The sequence below is a fragment of the Pseudomonas sp. 18.1.10 genome (assembly GCF_024655625.1).
Lineage (GTDB): Bacteria > Pseudomonadota > Gammaproteobacteria > Pseudomonadales > Pseudomonadaceae > Aquipseudomonas.
On sequence record NZ_JANLGL010000036.1, the window covers coordinates 1 to 18,539 of the forward strand.

The window sequence follows — 18,539 nt, forward strand, 5'->3', positions numbered from 1 at the left end:
TGACTGACACTCCGTCTTCGCGAGCAAGCCCGCTCCCACACAAGCCAGCTCCCACCTTTGATTGCATTCACAATCGAAGTGGGCGGTGTTTCTGAGACCAGCACCGGCACTCGGCAGTTCGCCGTTATACTCGCCGCTCTGCTTTGGAGCCAGTATGAATTCGTTGCCGATCGATGATGTTTTACCCGCCCTGCGTGACGCCTTGGCGAATCGCCATGAAGCCGTGCTGGAAGCACCGCCCGGCGCCGGTAAAACCACCCGCGTGCCGTTGGCGTTATTGAATGAGCCGTGGCTGGCCGGGCAAACCATCCTGATGCTCGAACCCCGCCGCCTCGCCGCCCGCGCCGCCGCCGAACGGTTGGCCAGTGAATTGGGGGAAAAGGTCGGTGAAACCGTCGGCTATCGCATCCGTCTCGACAGCAAGGTCGGCCCCAACACGCGCATCGAAGTGGTCACCGAAGGCATCCTCACCCGCCGCTTGCAGGACGACCCGGCGCTGGACGGCGTGGGTTTGCTGATCTTCGACGAGTTCCACGAGCGCAGCCTCGACGCCGACCTCGCACTGGCCCTGAGCCTCAACGGCCGCGACCTGTTTCGTGATGAGCAGCCGCTGAAAATCCTGCTGATGTCCGCCACCCTGGAAGGCGAACGCCTGTCCGGCTTGCTCGACAACGCGCCGATCCTGCGCAGTGAAGGGCGCATGTTCCCGGTGCAGATGCGCTGGGGGCGGCCGTACCAGGCCGGCGAATTTATCGAGCCGCGCCTGGTGCAGACCATCCTTGAAGCCCTGCACGACGAGACGGGCAGCGTGTTGGTGTTCCTACCCGGTCAGGCGGAGATTCGTCGGGTCAACCAGCAACTGGCTGACGCCCTCGGTGAACGCACCGATGTGCTGTTATGCCCGCTGCATGGCGAGCTCGACCTCAACGCCCAGCGCGCGGCCATCGACCCGGCGCCCGCCGGCAAACGCAAAGTGGTACTGGCCACCAACATCGCCGAGACCAGCCTGACCATCAACGGCGTGCGCGTAGTGATCGACGCCGGTCTGGCGCGGGTGCCGCGCTTCGACCCCGGCAGCGGCATGACCCGCCTCGACACCCAGCGTATCTCCCGCGCCAGTGCGACCCAGCGTGCCGGCCGCGCCGGGCGCTTGGAGCCGGGGGTGTGTTACCGGTTGTGGTCCGAAGACCAACATGAAGGCCTCGCCGCCTACGGTAGTGCGGAAATCCTCGCCGCCGACTTGGCCGGCCTGGCCTTGCAACTGGCGCGCTGGGGCGTCACGCCCACGCAACTGGTGTGGCTGGATGTGCCGCCCACCGCCGCGTATGCCCAGGCCCAGGATTTGCTGGTGCGGCTGGGCGCCTTGCATGACGACAAACTCACCGCCCACGGCCAGAAAATGGCCGAGCTGCCGGCCCATCCGCGCATCGCCCATCTACTGTTGCGCGGGCAGGATCTGGGGCTGGCGACCACCGCGTGTGACGTCGCAGCGTTGTTGGGTGAGCGCGATATCCTGCGCGGTGGCGGCGCGGATTTGCACAGCCGCCTGGCGCTGCTGTCCGGCGAAGAACGCGCCCGTGGCAGCCAAGGCGGCGTGCAGCGGGCCAAGCAATTGGCACGGCAATACCGTGGCTATTTAAGAGGCAAGGCCACGCAACCGGTGGCCGACCCCGATCACCCGCGCTGGCTCGGCGCCTTGCTGGCGCTGGCCTACCCGGACCGCGTCGCCCAGCAACGTCGCCCCGGTGGCGCCGAATATCGCCTGGCCAATGGTCGCGCGGCGCTGTTCGCCGAAACCGACAGCCTGATGAAACAAGCGTGGCTGGTGATTGCCGACCTCGGCAGCCGCCATGGCCAGCGTGAGGAACGCATCTACCTCGCGGCGGACTTTGATCCGGCGCTGTTCGACACGGTGCTTGCCGAGCAGGTGCGCAACGTCGATCAACTCGACTGGGACGAGCGCGAAGGCGTGCTGCGCGCCGAACGCCAGCGCAAGGTCGGCGAGCTGGTGCTGAGCCGCGAACCCCTCACCGGCCTCGACGAAGCCGCCCGCAGCCAGGCGCTGGTCAATTTAGTGCGGCGCAAAGGCCTGGAATTGTTGCCGTGGACGCCCGAGCTGCGCCAATGGCAAGCCCGCGTCATGCTGCTGCGCCATCTCGACGCCGGCAAAACCAGCGAATGGCCCGACATCAGTGACAGCGCCTTGCTCGCCAGCCTCGAACACTGGTTGATGCCCTACCTGGGCAAAGTCTCGCGCCTGAGCCATTTCGCCAACCTGGACATTTCCAGCTTCCTGCACAACCTGTTGCCCTGGCCGCTGCCCCAGCGCCTCGACGAACTGGCGCCGCAGCATGTGAAAGTGCCGTCGGGCTCGTCGGTGCGCCTGGACTACAGCGAACAGCCGCCAATTCTCGCGGTGCGCCTGCAGGAATTGTTCGGCCTGGCGGACACGCCACGCATTGCCGGCGGGCGCCAGGTGGTCAAGTTGCACCTGCTGTCCCCGGCGCGCAGGCCGGTGCAGGTGACCCAGGATCTGGCGAACTTCTGGCGCAGTACCTACGCCGAGGTGAAGAAGGATCTGAAGGGGCGGTATCCGAAGCTATTCCATAAGTTAGACCCTTGGGTCGAATCGCTTAACAAGAAAGACATTGACAAGAAGCCTTGATTTTTAGCGCTTAACATCTAGGGTTGACTCAGTCCTTTGAGGGTGAGTCATGTCCTACTCAAATCGGCGTTACGAAGGTCGCCTCGTTCTCATCCCTCACGCGCAGAGCGCCTTCGCGACCCTGCATGTCGGTATCCAGCCCGTTGACTCAATTAAATCGGTACTTGAAGGGGCTGAAACCAAACAGCTCTACCAGGTTGAGGAAATCGGTTCTTCGTTTACCTCGGGAGATATCTACAATCTCCCGTTTCTGTTTCATAAGGAAGGTGAGCCTTGGCATGAAGCCAATTCATACCTTTTATCCTTGATTGAAAATAAAACGTTAAGCAATAGGCCTACCGATGATCTGCGCCGTCGAGCCAGCAAATTATTAGACTACTTGATCTACTGTGAAAGCGAAGGACTTAACTGGCTCGACTTTTCGGGGCGTCGCCCTGTGTTGAGACCTACATATAAGTATTTTGCTCATTTGATAAATCATAGTGGGCGTAGTTCGGCAGTCGTAAATCAATACACAGGCGTGGTATTTGATTTCTATAGATTTGTTTGTGCCAATTGGCATGACATTGACTTGCAGCGAGTAGATACAGTCAAGGAGGTAAAATTTTTAATTAAAAATGCTTACGGGGCCGCTAGGGTGATTACGGCTGAAAAGCGTAGTCAAACTAAATCAACGGTTCCAGGAAGGCTGGTATCAATAGGGTATGTGCGAGAGGACAACGAAGATCTTCGTCCTTTGTCTAATGTTGAGCTGGCTGAGTTTTTGAAGGTTATTGAAGGTGAGGAGTGGTCAGCACTAGAACGTCTTATACTGTTGACGGCTTTGATGACTGGCGCCCGTAAGCAGACCGTGCTTACGATGCGGTTAAAGCATCTAAAAGGGTTCATTTCAGAAAGGCTGCAGGCAGATGGCACCTATCTGTTACATGCCGGTCCAGGCACAGGGATGGATACCAAGAAAGACCGTAGCCAACGTTTGCACGTGCCAAAGCAACTTGCTAAGGAGTTACGGGTGCTTGGAGATAGTCCGATGATGAGGCAGCGGCGAGTTAAGTTTAGAGCCGCTCTGTCTTTATATTACCCAAATATACAGATAAAAGACGAGGATATGTACGTTTTTTTATCTGATCAGGGAGGGTGTTATTACATGGCAAAAGATGATCCGCGCTACCCTATTGTCAAATCTAGACCCACTGGCCAAGTCACAGACACAATAAAGCGAAAAATATTGCAAAAGACATCTGATAAGTACCCTCAGGACTTTTCGTATCACTGGTTGCGTGCGACTTTTGGGTTTCAGCTCTATCAAAGATTGCAGGCCCTTATTGTTGTGGGGCTTATGCGTCCAGGAGATGATATTGATTTTATAATGGAGCGAATGCACCACGCCACACGAGAGATGACAGAGCATTACCTTCAACTGTTCAAGATGCTTCCTCAGAAAACTGTCGCGCAGGAAAAGTTTGAGGCTAGTCTATTTTCAGGTAATTATTCAAGTTTTATACTGAGTGCTCAAGATGAATAGTCATGTTGATTGGTCATTTCGTGAAACAAAAGTCATCACGGTAGATGAAATCAGTCAGGAGCATGTGTTTCCGGAGCGCTTGCGTCTAAAGCTTGCCAATGCAAAGGGGTATAAGTCGCCTATCGATATTGGGAGTATCGCATATGCAACGCGAGGCGAAGCTAGATCGAGGGAGTTTGACAATGCCGGTACTATATCGGTTGTCGAGTCATCTCTTGTGGAAAGTAGGCGCGAGCTAGTGGTGAAGCTCCTCGATTCTCTAATAGGTTTGCGCGATAATTCGATAGTAACCCAGTTTAGAGTGTTGCACATTGTCGTGAATTGGTTAAATGCCAATGGTTATGTGGAGGTTTTTACTGATGTGAGTTGTGCATCTAGAGCATACGCTGACTACACATCTTATCTTAATGATTCAATTAGAAAAGGGGATTTTGCTCCTCAGCATGCCGCTAAATGTCAGAAGACCTTACAGTTCATAATTGGACTCCAGTTTTCATCGGTAGTGGATTATGTAGTTCGTAGTGCCGTGCCAATTGCTAGGCAAAGAAAAGCAATAAAGCCGCCTAGAGAATCCGATGTACACTTTTTTACGGACGTATGTATTGCCATTGCGCGTGATTACAGTAATTTTATTCTTGAGCAAGAGCCATTTCCATGCGTAGTCCGGATAAGAAATTATGAAGTTGTTAAGTTTCCTTCTAATGGTGGAATGAATAGTCCTTTTCGACAGGGGTATGATTGTTATAATGTGGCAGAAAGACGTGTTGCAACAGTCGAAGAATACATGTCCAAGTATGCTGGAAGAGGTCAGACAATTAGGCTTTGTGAAGCAGAGCGTGCTATAGCAGATGCGCAGGCTAGCGTAGAATTTTCTAATTCTGAATCTCGTAATTATGTCCGGTTGCAAATGGCCGCCTTTGCTGTAAAAGCATATATTTCTCTTTTTATGTTGATGACAGGTGCATCACCTACTGAGCTGGAACAGTTTAGTTATGAGGATGCTCTGGGGATTGATAAGTCAGTATTGAAGAAAGAATTAACGGCTGTAAAATTTCGTGCTAGAGGAAAGATGACCGGATATGTCTTAGGGCGAAAAAAAGGGTTAACACTGCTTCGAGAGTATTTTAAGTTGCGTGATTGGATTCTCAATGGAGAATATGTTGATAGATTGTTTTTCAAGATAAAGATTTCTAAAGGCGCTGTTTGTCTATCATTTTCTGATCTTGATGCCGGGGCTGCGGCAACTAGGTTTTACTCATCGATTTCGGGCGTTTTTGTAGATGGCAAATATCCAAAAATAACCTATAACAAGGCGCGTAAGCATAAAAGTTCCGCTCATCACGCGGCTAAGTACTCCCTGGAAACAGTTGCGCGGGCGTTAAATCATTCCAGTGGGGTAAATATTTCGTCGTACTCAGAAGCCACTGTTGAACAGCAGGAAAGTGAGTTTGGTACTTACTGGGATTCAGTGCGTAAAGCTGCTCAAATGGTACGTGAGCGAAGTGTTACAGCGTCAGATAAACTTGACTCAATTGCCGTTGGTCATTGTGACTCGTTCAGGTTTCCAGTTCCCGTCAGCGATACCGAAGCACCGGTGATTCAGCCGAATTGTCGTAATCAGTACGGTTGTTTGTATTGCACTCATTATTTCTGTCACGCCGACGAAGATGATATTCACAAGTTATTAAGTCTCCATTATGTGGTTAACGCTGTACGCAATACTGCTCAGGATAGTGGTCACGCAGAAGTACTCTATAAGGACTTATCCATTCGGGTCGAGTTTATCTTAGAGGCAATTGCAAATCGCTCGGAGTCTGTTTCGCAGTTAGTATCTGCCATGAGGAATAAAGTATTTAATCTTGGGGCGCTAACGCCGTTTTGGGAGCGACGCCTGCAACGCTATGAAGCAATGGGGGTTGTATTTTGAGTGCCTCTGCGGTAAGTGGTTTATATGCCGCCATGGGTGATTTGGGTGCCGTTGCTCCTGATGCTGCAATGCTGGATATAAACTTTAAACCCTCATCTAAGTTTGTTCTGTGTCGAAATAAACATGGTACGCCAACGGCAATATATAAAGAGTGGATATGGGACTTTAATCCATATCGACTTGGAGCGACGAGGGTCACGAAATTTAGATTTGATAAGATTTTCAAGGCGATTGGTCCCGAAAACAAAGCATTGATCGATGAGGTGAAATACATTATCTATTGTCTTGCATATTTCGCAGGAGGTGGTCGTCTGGGGCGGTTGAGTGCAAAGACATTAGAGCAGCGCTGGGTGGTTTTGCGGAGCGCGGTGTTGTTTTGTTATGAGCAAATCCAAAAGCCTTTAGTTGGTGTGTTGTCCTTGCAACAACTTTTCAGTACCCCGGTCTATTTGGCAGCGTTTATTGCTGAGAGGGCGCAGCCACATTTTCCGCAAATGCTATCAGCTTTGCTTGCCAATTTAATTTCTGTTGGTGATGATCGATTGGGTTATCGCGTTATTAGTTCGCGTGATATTGAATTGCGTCGACATGAGCCTAATCAACATCCGGTTATTCCAACTAGGATCTATTTGGAGCTAATAAACGTTCTCCAAGATATGCTTGATCAGATTCACCGAGGCGTAGAAAGCCTGGAGTGCTTTGTATCTAAGTTTTGCGATGAATTCTATGGGCTCGCTCATGATGTTCAGAAAAGTCTGTTGCCTGGCGGAAAGGCTAATTACAGACCAATTATGACTGAGGTGCTTCAGGCTCATTGTCTGAATGAGGTTTTTTCTGGAGTTTTTTCTTGTTCTCATAAAAGAGGGTTGAGCCCTGCGCTATTGAAAATGCAGTACATTGTAAAAAACGTAATTCACTTATACACAGGCATGAGAGAGCAAGAGGTGCTGCGCATGCAGTATGATTGTTTGTCTGATGAGATCTATTTAAAGGAGGTCGTTGATGATAATGGAATGACTCGCGACTTGGCGAGATCAGTCTCAGTTCTGTCGACGACCACAAAATTTACAGGGTACAAAAAATCAGAATCGTGGTTCGCGCCGAGCGAAGTTGTCAAGGCTGTAAAAATTGCGCAGGCAATTTGTCGAGGTCTAGCAAGTATCTATAAGATTGATGTGGATAATGACTGTCCATTATTTCTAAATCCCGCAGTCCTTCGAAAACGCAATACCGATGTTGGTGTGGGGAAGTTAGGGAATTTTTATAATAAAATTCCTCTAATAGAAGGTATCAGGATTGAGCTTTCTGACATACAGGAGTTGGCGCAAACTGATACGAAGCGTGACTTTTACAGTGAACCAGAGTTTGCGGTAGGTCGTTCTTGGCCGCTGACAGGTCACCAGTTTCGCCGTTCATTAGCTTTCTATGGTAGCAATAGTGGATTTATTTCGTTGCCCAGTTTGAAGTCGCAATACAAACAAGTGACTCTCGAAATGGCTCGCTATTACAGTAATGGGTTTCAAAATCTAAAGACTATTTTTGGATACTACGATCCGAAAAGTAATGGCTTTGTCTTGCCCAACTCGCATGTTGCGTTGGAGTTTCAGATGGGGATGCCGATGGCTGTTGCGAATCAACTGCTGTCCGATGTGCTGTTCAGGGAAGCACCATTGTTCGGAGGCACGGGGTCTTATATTGAGAAGCAGAAAGCTCGTTTGAAGAATGGTGAAGTATGCATTGAGGATGTTAGGGCAGACACTTTGAATCGTGTGAAGAATTGCGAGATTAGCTATCGGCCAACTTTTTTAGGTGGTTGTTCTAAGGTTGGTCGATGTGATTATTTTTTGCTTGGTGATTTCACAGAATGTTTGATATGTGAAGGCGCAATAATACAGCCTGAAAAAGTTGGCCATGCCATTGAGGCTATGACTGAAGAGTTAACGCTATATTCTTATGGTTCGGGAGAATATCAAGTAGTCAATGGGGATCTTGAACGACTGCTGAGCTTTAAGGCGCGCTTTATTGATAAGGATGTGTAGCTATGCGTTCTAATAAAGTAGTTGGTCGTGGTTTGCTTGAGTGTGAAGAGGCGTTGCAGCGCCTTCTCGAAGGCAGGCCAGTTGTGGCGGAGCATGTAGGATTATCTCGTTCGAAAATCACCGCGAGCATTGTAAGTTTCGAAGCCGGATTTGATCGTGGCTACCTCAAGAAATCTCGTAATGCACATTTGCCCATATTAGCCAGGATTGAGGCTTTTCGTGCAGAGGCAAATCGGGGGGGCAGTCATTCAAACACTAAAAAAATTGACAGTTTGGAAGATAAGCTTGATGCCTTGGCGACTGAACTAGCAACTGTTCGTGCGCAGCGCGACCGGGTCCTCACACAAAATCTACAGCTATGGGAACGCGTAAGGGAGTTAGAGTTGGCGGAGCGCCAAATCAAGCCTTTTCAGGTTAGGTTGCATCCTTAAAGTCAAGGTTTGTCTCTACCTCAATGAGGTTGCTAGGGGGCAATTCCTGACCTTATCAATCGCTAGCATCTTTGGCTGTCGGCAGAAGTGACCCTGGTTCACACCCTAGGCTCAAAGCAATCTGATAAAGCTTCTCGACCGTTATGTTTACCTCTCCACGTTCGATGCGCCCCATATAGCTACGATCAACCTTGCAGACGAGAGCTAGGACGTCTTGGGACAAGCCCTTAGCCTTCCTTGCTTCCCGTATCTTCGTTCCCAAGGCCTTCGCCAATTTCCCCATAGCTGCCTCAACCTGCTTGAGGCAGCACTATCGGGCGTTTGCGGACGAATCAGCCACGGACTATAATCCGTATTTTTGTTCGCGGAACTCTGGGTGCCTGCATGAAACATGATTCATTCGAATTCGACAGGCAGTTGTACGACTTGCTTTGCCAAGAAATACATCAGCGGTTCACGACTCGCCAGCTTCGAGATGCCTATGCAGCGACTCTAGACTTCCCTGGCTATGAGCTGGGCGCAGTTCGGATTTACGTTTATGAGCAAATCCGTCGACTGATTCGTGCCGGCTGGGTTGTGAAGTCGCCGAAACTCAGTAAGCGTGGACAGCTCTTCCATCTGTTGGAAATGCCGGCCCATATAAACCTTGTGCTGGTTGCTTCCCGATTTCAAAGACCTGACAACTCATCCCCTTTTCACTCTGAAAGCGTTGAAGGTCCGTTGGTCGAGCTCCCAACACGATCAGCACAAAATGAATCGGACGACCAAGGCCGTCTTCAAGAAATGCTAAAAGAGACTCGCCTAGACCTCCTGTCCTCAATGGGGGAAACGGAGCGTTACAAACAGCTCTTTGAGGAGATCCCTGTTTTAAGAGCCCGGCTTCAAGGCGAATACCATGAGGTTCGAGACCGCAGCTCTCGGTTGCTGGGGCATCTTCGTGCGCTTGAAAACTCGCTCAAGGCAATTGCCGCGGCATGACAAAATCTCTTCGAGAGTGGCAAAGGGAATGTATAGAAACCGCGCTTGAGCACTATCGCGGTAACCCTCACTTCTTCTGCCAAGCAACACCAGGTTCGGGAAAAACGCGAATGGCAGCAGAGCTAGCCAAGGTGCTGCTCGAGCGCAAGGAAATTGATTTGATCCTTTGTTTCGCTCCATCTCGACAAGTGGTAGATGGCTTCCGTCGGACGTTTGCCGAAGTGCTCGGGAGACGGCTTGATGGGTTAATCGGCGCTGTGGGTGCTGTGTGTACCTATCAAGGTATGGAGTATCGGGATGAGGCGTTTTGGAGGCTCTTCGATGACCATCGTATATTCGCCGTATTTGATGAGATACATCACTGTGCAGGCCACGATGCGCTGTTAAGCAATGCTTGGGGCCAACAGATCATTCAGAGAGTTCAAGATCGCGCAGCATGCACGCTTGCACTTTCGGGTACTCCTTGGCGATCTGATCAAAAGGCAATCGCCTTGGCACGCTATTCCACGCCTGAGGCAAATCTTATCTGCGATTATCGATATGGATTGCCAGAGGCAATCGCGGACCAAGTTTGTCGATCGCCTCGGATAGTCATTCTTGACAATCAAATGGTTAGGTTTTCTGAGGCCGTTGCAAGCGAGAATACGGTCACGATTTTCCCAAACATAGCCAGGCTTTTGGCCGACTCTCCTGTGTCCTACGAAGATCTTTTATGTCATGAGGATATTCTCAAGCAGCTACTGCTCTTGGGGTGTAACAAGCTTAATTCGATTCGCGAGGTGAAGCCTGACGCCGGCGGCCTAGTGGTAGCAACGAACATTGAACATGCCCATCAGATCGCGGCTATGCTCCGGCACCAAGGTGAGATGTGCCAAGTCGTAACCAACAAGACTCCCAATGCTCAGCAGGTAATCAACGACTTTCGCTACAGCAGTTGTCCTTGGATAGTCGCTGTTGGGATGATCAGTGAAGGGACGGATATCCCTAGGTTACAGGTGTGCTGTCACCTGAGTCGGATCAGGACCGAATTATACTACCGACAAGTTCTAGGACGGATCCTGCGTCGTTCAACTACGACTGACAACGAAGCATGGCTTTACGTCCTGGCGGAACCAACGCTTCAGCAGTTTTCTGAGCGGGTAGCTGATGACTTGCCAGATTCCCATGCTGTGCTCAGCTTGGTACGGGGGGCGCCGAGTGACTCCGTCAGCTACGAGTTTGGAAGTGGCGATGCTGAGTCGAGGAGCGATCTGGAGATCGGGTTCGGCCTTATGCATCCAGATCAAGCTGGTCATAGCTCTTCAGCGTCTCTTAAAGACTTCGTGATTGGACCTGCATACGAGCTTAGTTTTTCGCAACACTACCGCACGCAGTTACTTCGAGTTTGTTAATACCTGGCCACTCATCTGGTGCGCGCGAGCGGGTTTTGGCTTATGCGGAAATGGGCCTTCACGGGTGTCCTCGTTTCATGGAATGTGGATACGCGGAATTTTGCCCAATCGCGTAGTTGTGACCCTTTAGTCGCCGGACTCCAGGTGGTGGTATAGATTATCCCGGGGTCGATACTGGTTCAAAACTTGAGGACGGTACGGGGTGAGCTTCAGTTGCCCTGCAGCTTCATACGCTGAAATAGAATGTCTGTGGACGATTTACTTGATGTCGCTGCAAAATTGTTAGAAAAATGTTGCGATCGGTGCCCATTCTTAACTGGACTCGACTCGAAAATGACGATGCTGTTTGTTTTTCTCGGGCTGACCTCGCCTAGTTTTGCCTCACCACCACCGTCCCGAATTATTTTACGAGCGCAGGAACCGCATGCAAGCGGTCCAGTTTAAAACCTGAAAACCGAAATTGTGGATGGGAGCTTGTCTCGTGATGACGCTCTCCTGGAACAACGCGCTGCATTGCCTTGACGCTACGGCCGGACTCGTTATGTTCCGGTTGAACTTATCGGATGCTGTCAGTCCCCGTCATCGGGTTTGACTGTCAGTGCACATCTACAAGTGAGGTTAAAACATGATTTGGTTTCTCGAAGGGCAGTCTAGCCAGCGCGACATTATTCAAGGTGCGCGTGATGCGCTTCCACCTGAGGTGAAGATTTTCGCCTCGCATCGCGACGATCGCCCTGAAATCACGGCCGGTGCAGATATTAGTTTCACCGAGCCTCGTGGTGCTGAAGAGCGGATCTCGTGGGTGATTTCGACTGCACGCACCTATGGCATCAAAGTAATCCTGGCAGGTCGATTGGGGGGTGTATTTGAGCAGGCCCGGGCTCGATTCGAGGAAGCTGGCCTGGTGCTGGTAACCGGTGGGACATCGATGCGAACCTTCGACCTCGTTGATGACAAGAGCAGGTTTACTGCTGAGGCAGAGCGTGCTGGCTTGGCTTGCGTGCCGGCGATCACTGCTACGAATGCTGAGGATATGTTTGCTGCTTACGAAACTCTTTCGGCGTCGGGTGAGGTCTGCGTAAAACCTGCAGTCGGCATCTATGGCCAAGGCTTTTGGCGTTTCAAAGAGGGTGCTGATCCCTTTCGCTGCTTTGCTGATCCCGATGCACGGGTTGCGAATTTCGCTACATACATGCGTGCTTACAGCGAAAGAGCAACGCCGCCAGCGATGCTTGTGATGCCTTACATGCCCGGGAGCGAGTGTTCGGTCGATATGGTCTGCGAGGCTGGCCGAGCGATCGCGTTCGTGGCCCGGAGGAAGACCGGCGTCCATCAGATTTTTGAAAACGATGGTGCAGCGGTTGAGCTTGCACTCAAAGCGGTCGAGCATTTCCAGTGTGACGGCATTGTGAACGTTCAGACAAAGGATGATGCGCAGGGTATACCCCACTTGTTGGAAATCAACCCGCGCTACTCTGGTGGCGTTGGTTATACCCGGGAGGCTGGCGTCAATTTGGCGGGCATATTTGCTACTCGCCGCCTGAATCTCCCTGAGCCAGCTACCGTTTGGCGGCCAGACGTACGTGTGAAAGGGGTCACCGTTGCAGCTGTAGTGCCAAAATGACATCCTGAGGCATCGAGAAACCTGAAGTTTGGTACCATTGCAGCGCGGTGGTTTTAGCACTCAAGGAGTAATCAAGGAATGATGGTGCTCGCGCCAGGCGTAAACACCGCGGTATCAGGTGCACGGAGTGAATGGACTCTGGAATGCGGAAACTCCTCGGCTTTCGGGGAGTACGCGGCGATTGCCATACTGCCGGTAAATGACAAACGCCAACCCACTGGTGAGGCTGCACTATTCCAGACTACACAGTCATGGATGGAGTGGGGCGGCGACCAAGCGAAGGTTGGTTGTAAGTTGAACCTGTCATCCCTCCCGCCCGGCAGCGATCGGGTGCTTCTTATCGCGTACACATTTTCCGCAGCCGGTCCGGTAAGCGAGCTTCGTTCGTTGCATTTGCTTGTGGACGAACAGATCGAATACCGATTGGACCTTCACGATAACGGTGAAGCGGCGATCATCATCGGCGAGTTCTACATCCGTAATCAGCAATGGAAGTTTCGTGCCCTAGCTGAGGGTTCGGCTTATGGGTTGGCAGCCCTTGGGCGTCGGATTGGCATCGATATCAATGACGCTCATCCCAAAGGGCGCAGTCGTACAGGTGATCCTGATCGATCGCGCACGGGAGCAACCGGTACCGGCTTCGCTGTTTCGCAGAACCATGTGCTCACCTGTGCCCACGTAATCGAGGGTATGAGTGAGATATCTATTTCCTCCTTTGAGGGTCGTTATCGTGCGGAGCCAGTCGTAATCGATCAGCGTAACGACATCGCTCTCCTCAGAGTCATGGAATCCCCCACATTGAAACCAGTGTCCTTCAAAAAGGGCTTTGGCTGTGACCTAGGCGAATCTGTTGTTGCTTTGGGTTTCCCGTTGTCAGGTTTTGCCGGCGGCGGTGTGCACGTTACCCAGGGGGGTGTGTCGGCGTTGTTTGGCCTCCACAACGATTCAAGCCTTTTGCAATTTACCGCGGCCATTCAACCAGGCTCTAGCGGATCTCCCTTGTTTGATTCATCAGGTGCCGTAGTCGGTTTGGTCACGTCGACAATGCCTGATGCTCAAAATATGAATTTTGCGGTTAAGGCGTCGTTGCTCCTCTCCTTTCTGGATGCGTGCCGCGTCGATGCACCTCAAACATCCAACAGCAAGACGTTCACAACTGCTGAATTAGCTCGCTCGGCCCAAGCATCTATGTGGCGCGTCGAAGCCAAGAATTTTTAGCCCCTGTTTTGACTTGAAAGCTGCGGACGAGACGTTAGGTTATCGACCTCACGCTAACCTAGGAATTTGTTTCATGGAAAGTAACGCAGTAACAAAAGCGCTAAGCGTACAACTGATGCGCGGGCGTCTCGATGTCACCGTCGATGCCTCACAGATCGACCCGGGCTCATTGTTCGGTTTCGCCGAGCGCCGTAATCCCAAGCGTGCGTTTCTATTCGTGTCCAAAGTACTGGGCCGCCATATCCCTGTGCGTCCTTCGATCATGAACGCGAGCTTTCACAGTCTCGCGGCGCAAATACCTGAAGATCTGCCAGGGCCTGTGCTCGTTATCGGCATGGCGGAAACAGCAGTTGGCTTGGGTGCCGGCGTACATCGTGCCTTCAGCGCGACCCGCCCTGACAACGTCTACATGGTCAGCACACGTCACCCGACGGGCAATGAATTGTTCGCCCGTTTTGAAGAAGAGCATAGCCACGCCAGCGCTCATCTCATTCATCTGCCTGTCGATCCCGATGTTCGGGAAATGATGTTGAATGCCCGTTCGCTGGTGCTGGTCGACGACGAAGCCTCCACCGGCAAAACTTTCATCAATCTTCACCGTGCGCTGGTCGATGCCGGCCTGACCCAGGTCGAGCGCGTGGTGACGTGCGTACTGACGGATTGGTCCGGCGATGCTGTTCGCAAAACCATTGGGGACTCAGCACATCAGGTATCGCTGTTGCAGGGTTCGTACACCTTCCACGAGGACGCTGAGGCGCCGCTACCGGAAATGCCGGCCGTTGGTACCATCGAGCCTGGTGAGTGGCCGTTGACGGCGGAGAGTGACTGGGGGCGTCATGGTATTCGCGTCGTAGAAGACACCCTGGCTCTGGACCTGAACGTCAAAGCAGGTGAGCGCGTACTTGTGGTCGGTACCAGTGAATTCGTCTGGCGTCCATTTCTGCTCGCTGAACGCTTAGAGCGTGCTGGCGCAGATGTGCATTTCAGTTCAACCAGTCGCTCGCCAATCGCTCTGGGCCATGCCATCGGTCACGTATTGTCTTTCGCGGACAACTACGGTCTCGGTATCCCCAACTTCCTCTACAACGTGAGCCCCGGACAATTTGATCGCGTCCTGATTTGCTCGGAAACACCTGTGCAGGCTGTGTCCGCCTCGCTGATTGAATCCCTGAACGCGGAGGTGATTGTCGATGGTCAATAAGCGCCCCCTCGCCCTGGTCGATCTCGACGACACCCTGTTCCAGACTGCTCGCAAAATGCCAGAAGGTTTGCCGCGGGTCACTGCGACTCTCGATATCGAGGGTCAACCCAATGGCTACATGAGCACTGTCCAACATTCCCTTGCCCATTGGCTCCTATCCACAACCGACGTGATCCCAGTTACAGCGCGCAGCGTTGAAGCATTCAGTCGTGTGCAACTGCCTTTCATGCACGGTGCCGTCTGCTCCCATGGCGGCGTGATCCTTGGTCCTGATGGAAAGCTTGACGAGGAATGGCAAGCACGCATGAGCGATGTTCTTGCTGACTATCAGGCTCGCTTGCCAGGCCTCAGTGAAGCAACCCTCGCCATTGGTAAGGAGCTTGGCATTTCCTTGCGCGGATGGGTTGTCGAGGAAGAAGGCCTGCGCCACTACGTGGTGACCAAGCACAACGAATCCAACGATGAAGTCCTACAAACGGTACTCGCGGAAGTACAGGCTCGCGGTTTACTGGAAGGGATGCACATCCACGGAAATTCCAACAACCTCGCGTTCTTACCGCTGGGCCTGTCGAAGGAAGTGGCCGTTCAAGAATTGTTGCGCCGTGATCGTGAGGCCAATGGTGAGCGTCCTGTGCTGGGCTTTGGGGACAGCATCACTGACCTCGGTTTCATGCAGGAGTGTCATATGTGGGCGACCCCTGCGCGTAGCCAATTGGCCAAGCTGGTTGGGGTGAAAATCCATGACTAAGGCCGTTGCGGGTCTGGTTACCGTAGGGAGCGGCAGCTATGCAGCAGATGATGTTCAGTTTCTGCTGCAGGCCGTTCAGATGGAAACCACTGATGTCTTGGAGAAGGAGCGTCTGATTCAGTCGAAGCAGAAGCACTACTCCGAAATGATCAGCCTGGAGAGTGCGCCGACTGACGTGCATAAAGCCCTATACGAGCGCGCACTTGAACAAAACGGTACCCGCATGGCCATGGACGTTCAGTCCCTGGCGCTGGCGCTGAGCGAGGCATGCACGGGTCCGTCAATTGTGCTCGTGTCTTTCGTTCGTGCTGGCCTGCCGCTCGGCGTGTTGTTGCGTCGGGCCCTGCTCGACATGGGTCGAGATGCGCACCACTACGGAATCAGCATCGTTCGGGATCGGGGGATAGATAAGGTCGCCCTCGAAGCCATCATTCAGGCACATGGTGCCGAGAACATCGTCTTCGTCGATGGCTGGACAGGGAAGGGCGCTATCTCTGGTGAGATTCAGCGCAGCCTCAATGGCGACTCACGCTTTCCTGAGGAACCTCGGCTTGTTGTGCTGGCAGATCCCTGCGGCCGGGCGTGGTTGTCCGCGTCGGCTGAAGACTGGGTTATCCCCTCCGGCATCCTTGGTGCGACGGTGTCTGGTCTGGTTTCGCGCTCCATCTGGCCCGCGAATGGAGGCCTGCATGGTTGTGTGGTTTACGACCATCTGCGTGAGCACGATTTAACCCGCGAGTTCATCGAGCAGATCGACGAGAAGCGAAAGGCGCTGGGGGCGGTTCCTCAAGCCTCGCCATGGACCGACACCCAGCGTTTTGAATTGCAGGGTGCAGCTGCGCACGTAGTCAAGTCGCTGGCCTCTCAGTTCGGCATTACCAATCTCAACCGAGTAAAGCCAGGTATTGCCGAAGCAACCCGCGCGGTACTGCGTCGCGTACCGGATCACGTCTTGGTTCGCAGCCGTAGCGACAGCGATGTTCAGTTGCTCATGCACCTGACTGAGGGCGCTGGGGTGGCTGTGGAAGCGGTCGGTGCTGCATTGGGCCCTTACCGGGCGGTTACCATCATTCGGAGTGTGAGCTGATGAAAGTCCTTTCTCCTTATGCCCTGGGGGCAACGCTCTACATGCCGGCCACACGTGCGGATCTGCTGGAAGTGGTTTTCCGCACAAAACTGCCTGAACTGCGTTCTCTGGTTGTTTGCTTGGAGGATGCGGTCGCGGAAATTGACGTCGACACGGCGTTGAAAAATCTGCATGGCCTGTTGACCGCGATCAACGAGCGCGGTGGGCGTCCGTCTGATGGTCCGCTGCTGTTTGTTCGCCCCCGAGACTCGGTGATGGCTGCCGTGCTGAATGAATGGCCAATAATGGCCCACGTCGATGGGTTCGTTGTGCCGAAATTGACCCTGCGCAACCTTGGAGATTGGGAACAGGCCGTTACAAACCCGGCGCTGTACCTCATGCCGACGCTGGAAACTACAGACGTGTTCAACCCAGGTGGAATGGTCGAGTTGGGCCAGGCGCTGAAGGCGAACCTGAATCAGCGAATTATCGCCCTACGTATCGGCGGGAACGACCTGATGGGAAGTCTTGGACTTCGTCGCAATCCCGCAACAACGCTCTACAGCACCCCAATGGGCTACGTGATCCCAATGTTGGCAGGCGTCATGGGGTCTCAAGGTTTCGCACTGACGGCACCGGTGTTCGAACAACTCGCGACACCGCATTTGCTGATGGAGGAGCTGGAACTCGACATCGCCCATGGCTTGGTAGGGAAGACGGCGATTCATCCATCTCAGATCAACACGATCCAGGACGCGTTGCGCGTAAGCCTCGAAGACCTCAACTGCGCCAGGATGATTGTCAGTGAAGTTGCTCCGGCAGTGTTCAAGCACAACGATGCCATGTGCGAGCCTGCGACCCATTACAAATGGGCGGTCAACATCCTTGAAAGAGCAGAGTGGCACGGAGTTCGGCAACCGGATGTAGGACCTATTGAGGCGCCTATCCGTTTGGCCGAGGCCGCGCGATGACAATGGGATTTGACGATGCTGGCGGGCAAAGGCGTCAGGTGCTGTCGGTTTTTGACTTCGACGGCACGCTGACCCGGCACGATAGCTTCATCCCATTCCTGAAGTTTGCCTTCGGACCCCGGGAATTCAATCGACGCATTTTGCGGCTTGCGCTGCCAAGCGTTCGATTCCTGGCTCGGCGTTTGAATCGTGATGAGTTGAAAGCACAGCTGATCAGCACGTTTCTTACAGGCGTAGAAATGAAATGGGTGCAGGAGCAGGCCGTGAAATTCTGCGGGTTGTTTTGGGAACAGCTCATGCGCCCTTCAGGTTTAAAATCTGTCGCCGCCGAAGTAGAGGCAGGTGCAGTAGTTACTCTCTGCTCCGCGTCCCCAGCGTTGGTGCTCCAGCCGTTTGCGGATCGACTTGGCATCAAGTTGATCGGCACCGAGCTTGAGGCGGTAGACGGTCTGTTGACCGGGCGCATGACTGGCAACAACTGCAGATGCGAGAACAAAGTACTCAGACTTGGGGCTGTGTATGGGCCGCTCGGCCAGTACCGGCTTAAAGCATGGGGTGACACCCGCGGTGATTTTGAGTTGTTGGCCGCGGCGCAAGAAGCACACTGGCGACACTTTCACCCCGCATGGCGCCGTCTTCGCCTGCGGGCAGATAGAAGCGGGAATTTGGGTGTGAGCAATGTCGCGCACGCTAACCTGCAAGTGGCGGTCAACCCTGATCGACACGCGAACACTGATGACCAACAAGGAGCGTAA

General features: G+C 53.0%; 15 protein-coding genes. 14 read left to right on the forward strand and 1 reads right to left on the reverse strand.

Going from position 1 to position 18,539, the window contains the following annotated elements; all coding sequences use genetic code 11:
• Positions 1-154 precede the first annotated feature (154 nt).
• From hrpB to NUV89_RS09025, 5 genes are read left to right on the forward strand one after another with little or no spacing between them, the layout of a single operon-like run.
• Positions 155-2,665 (forward strand): ATP-dependent helicase HrpB, encoded by a 2,511-nt coding sequence (gene hrpB / locus NUV89_RS09005; RefSeq protein WP_257781025.1) that lies wholly within the window; start codon positions 155-157, stop codon positions 2,663-2,665.
• Between the two features lie 49 nt (positions 2,666-2,714).
• Positions 2,715-4,190, forward strand: a complete 1,476-nt coding sequence (locus tag NUV89_RS09010) for a site-specific integrase (protein WP_057977874.1) — start codon at positions 2,715-2,717, stop codon at positions 4,188-4,190.
• Entirely contained in the window at positions 4,183-6,117 is a 1,935-nt protein-coding gene (locus NUV89_RS09015; RefSeq protein ID WP_125919890.1) for a hypothetical protein, read from the forward strand. The genes NUV89_RS09010 and NUV89_RS09015 overlap by 8 nt, the downstream gene beginning before the upstream one ends.
• Entirely contained in the window at positions 6,114-8,156 is a 2,043-nt protein-coding gene (locus NUV89_RS09020) for an integrase (RefSeq protein WP_233081552.1), read from the forward strand. Before NUV89_RS09015 ends, NUV89_RS09020 begins: the two co-directional genes overlap by 4 nt.
• A 2-nt stretch (positions 8,157-8,158) precedes the next feature.
• Positions 8,159-8,587: a hypothetical protein gene (locus NUV89_RS09025; RefSeq protein ID WP_033896464.1), complete on the forward strand. Its 429-nt coding sequence runs from the start codon at positions 8,159-8,161 to the stop codon at positions 8,585-8,587.
• Between the two features lie 55 nt (positions 8,588-8,642).
• Here NUV89_RS09025 and NUV89_RS09030 read toward each other — a convergent pair whose 3' ends face one another.
• Positions 8,643-8,870 (reverse strand): helix-turn-helix domain-containing protein, encoded by a 228-nt coding sequence (locus NUV89_RS09030; RefSeq protein ID WP_033896465.1) that lies wholly within the window; start codon positions 8,868-8,870, stop codon positions 8,643-8,645.
• A 101-nt stretch (positions 8,871-8,971) separates the two neighbouring features.
• Here NUV89_RS09030 and NUV89_RS09035 point away from each other — a divergent pair, with 101 nt between their 5' ends.
• From NUV89_RS09035 to NUV89_RS09075, 9 genes are all read left to right on the forward strand, one after another.
• Positions 8,972-9,565, forward strand: a complete 594-nt coding sequence (locus NUV89_RS09035; RefSeq protein ID WP_033896466.1) for a hypothetical protein — start codon at positions 8,972-8,974, stop codon at positions 9,563-9,565.
• Positions 9,562-10,956, forward strand: a complete 1,395-nt coding sequence (locus tag NUV89_RS09040) for a DEAD/DEAH box helicase (protein ID WP_057977876.1) — start codon at positions 9,562-9,564, stop codon at positions 10,954-10,956. Before NUV89_RS09035 ends, NUV89_RS09040 begins: the two co-directional genes overlap by 4 nt.
• 625 nt (positions 10,957-11,581) lie before the next feature.
• Positions 11,582-12,580, forward strand: coding sequence for an ATP-grasp domain-containing protein (locus tag NUV89_RS09045; protein ID WP_257781026.1), 999 nt, complete (start codon positions 11,582-11,584; stop codon positions 12,578-12,580).
• Positions 12,581-12,658: 78 nt separating this feature from the next.
• Positions 12,659-13,798, forward strand: coding sequence for a trypsin-like peptidase domain-containing protein (locus NUV89_RS09050; protein WP_033896470.1), 1,140 nt, complete (start codon positions 12,659-12,661; stop codon positions 13,796-13,798).
• Positions 13,799-13,871: 73 nt separating this feature from the next.
• The gene (locus NUV89_RS09055) at positions 13,872-14,999 is read left to right on the forward strand and encodes a phosphoribosyltransferase domain-containing protein (protein ID WP_257781027.1); all 1,128 of its coding nucleotides are present in this window, start codon (positions 13,872-13,874) and stop codon (positions 14,997-14,999) included.
• Positions 14,989-15,747, forward strand: coding sequence for a hypothetical protein (locus tag NUV89_RS09060; RefSeq protein ID WP_033896472.1), 759 nt, complete (start codon positions 14,989-14,991; stop codon positions 15,745-15,747). Before NUV89_RS09055 ends, NUV89_RS09060 begins: the two co-directional genes overlap by 11 nt.
• A complete protein-coding gene (locus NUV89_RS09065; protein WP_033896473.1) occupies positions 15,740-16,834 on the forward strand; it encodes a cysteine protease StiP domain-containing protein in 1,095 nt (364 codons plus the stop codon). The genes NUV89_RS09060 and NUV89_RS09065 overlap by 8 nt, the downstream gene beginning before the upstream one ends.
• Entirely contained in the window at positions 16,834-17,784 is a 951-nt protein-coding gene (locus NUV89_RS09070; RefSeq protein WP_033896474.1) for an HpcH/HpaI aldolase/citrate lyase family protein, read from the forward strand. The genes NUV89_RS09065 and NUV89_RS09070 overlap by 1 nt, the downstream gene beginning before the upstream one ends.
• Positions 17,781-18,539: an HAD family hydrolase gene (locus NUV89_RS09075; RefSeq protein WP_033896475.1), complete on the forward strand. Its 759-nt coding sequence runs from the start codon at positions 17,781-17,783 to the stop codon at positions 18,537-18,539. The genes NUV89_RS09070 and NUV89_RS09075 overlap by 4 nt, the downstream gene beginning before the upstream one ends.